The sequence below is a fragment of the Paenibacillus sp. 01T422 genome, assembly GCF_056398785.1.
In genome coordinates this window covers 1-1807 of record NZ_JBFTQB010001101.1, presented here as the reverse complement: position 1 = coordinate 1807, position 1807 = coordinate 1, and the positions used below count along the sequence as shown (strand labels likewise).

Sequence of the window (1807 nt, the reverse complement as noted above, 5' to 3'; positions counted from 1 at the left end):
GCATATATCTGCTGGTGCTCAGCGCTTTCTGGCAGCATCAATACGATTCCCGTCCGCGTCTGCATTTTTTGATATCACTTGGCATGTATGTTGGCGTTAAGGCACTATTTATTCAAGATTATCGAAAAGCTACGGCGCTTCAAGTGATGCCAGACGCTTTACAGCCAATCTTGGTGTACTTATGTATCCTCATTATCATGGTTTTACTTGCTTATGGATGTATGCGGATTTGGAGAAAAGGGCTGGATGATCGTAATATTGGTTTGGAATTGTTCTATTTTGTTCTTCTTGATATCTTTATGACGAACTTATGGTATTCCTATTTTATGTCACCGGCTACATTCTAAATCATTCTTTATACTGATAAAATGATTAAGGCTGCCACATAAATGTGTGGCAGCCTTGCTATGTTAACTACATTTGTTATGTCCGGCGCATATAGGCAATTACAGTAATTGGTGCAAAGATTGCCACAATAACAATGGCCCCGATGAGGGAGATGGTGAGATCCCAACCAACAGTGCCAGTGTTGGCAAGTTCACGTACGGCTGAAACCAGGTGAGAGATCGGGTTGATGTTTGCCAGAAGTAGAGCTATTCGTTCTAAGTGGATCAGCAGACTTTTTCAACAGGAAAGCAGGATAGCAAGATTACCATGAAGAACTTAATAAGAAAATTTTGCCCGACATGGCTGTTGTGATAATTTGTTCAAATTCAGAAGGGAATGAAACTCGTTGAAACATGATACAAACTGCTTAGGCTGTAGATTAGCAAATGGACTTGAGCCAACTCATACGGTATACGAAGACGACTATGTGACTTGTATACTAGTCATAGACCCATGTAGTGAGGGACATAGCATCATACTGCCCAAAAAACATTATGAGGACATTGACGAATTGGATTTAGATACAGCAATGTCCGTAATGAAAGCCTCCGCGAAATTATCCAAAGGATTAAAAAGTCTTTTTCAACCGGATGGAATAAGCATGATGCAAAATGGAGGAAAGTTTAGTGATTTAGGACATTTTCATATGCACATCTGGGCTAGATATGAGAATGATGGGTTCACATGGGTTGACCCTTTGGATTCAGGCGCAAGAGAACGATTTCCCGAGACAAGAGAGACACTTGCAAGTGCGATTGCGAGCATAAGTCCTTAGAGCTTATTCGTGATAGCCAAACTTGCATCAATCATGAACCAAATGTATGATAACAACAGTAATGATGAAAATTATGAATTTAGGAGTGCGATATGGAGCTTACTCAATTAGAGTATTTCTTGAAAGTTGCCCGGATCGAACATCTCACGAGAGCTGCTGAAGAACTATCCGTCACGCAGCCTGCGCTGAGTCATTCCATTTCTAAGCTGGAAGCTGAACTTGGCGTACCGTTATTCGAACGGAAGGGCCGTAACCTGCAAATTAACCGATATGGTACTATGTTTGCGAAGCGAGTTGAGAAGATTTTGCAGGAGGTTGAGCGAGGAAAACAGGAAATCGAAGAATGTTCCAACCCTGAGTCGGGGATCATCTATCTTTCATATTTAAATATACTAGGTGTTGGGTTAATTCCTCATTTGATTCGTGACTACCAGAAAGCCAATCCGCAAATCACCTTCGAGTTGACGCAAGGAGACAAGGGAGCAATTCTGGAGCAGGTCGAGAATGGTTTTTCGGATGTGATGATCACTTCGGAAAGACCCATCAGCGACGCTTATGAATGGGTGCCAATCCTCGCGCTGCCGTTGTTTCTAGTTGTCTCTTTCGATCACCGGTTTGCAGAGCGGGAATCAATCAGCTTGCAAG

General features: G+C 42.3%; 3 protein-coding genes and 1 pseudogene. 3 read left to right on the top strand and 1 reads right to left on the bottom strand.

Features of this window, described 5'->3' with window-relative positions:
* On the top strand, positions 1-347 hold a 347-nt coding region (locus AC1DUA_RS36035; RefSeq protein ID WP_477504303.1), incomplete at its 5' end, for a hypothetical protein.
* A 76-nt stretch (positions 348-423) separates the two neighbouring features.
* Here the strand turns inward: AC1DUA_RS36035 and AC1DUA_RS36030 are convergent.
* Positions 424-579 (bottom strand): annotated as a pseudogene (locus AC1DUA_RS36030) (ABC transporter permease); the annotation flags it as partial.
* A 154-nt stretch (positions 580-733) separates the two neighbouring features.
* On the opposite strand from AC1DUA_RS36030, the gene AC1DUA_RS36025 reads away from it, so the two are divergent.
* Both AC1DUA_RS36025 and AC1DUA_RS36020 read left to right on the top strand, forming a co-directional pair.
* A complete protein-coding gene (locus AC1DUA_RS36025) occupies positions 734-1162 on the top strand; it encodes an HIT family protein (RefSeq protein WP_477504302.1) in 429 nt (142 codons plus the stop codon).
* A 92-nt stretch (positions 1163-1254) separates the two neighbouring features.
* A partial coding sequence (locus AC1DUA_RS36020) for a LysR family transcriptional regulator (RefSeq protein ID WP_477504301.1) occupies positions 1255-1807 on the top strand: 553 nt, incomplete at its 3' end.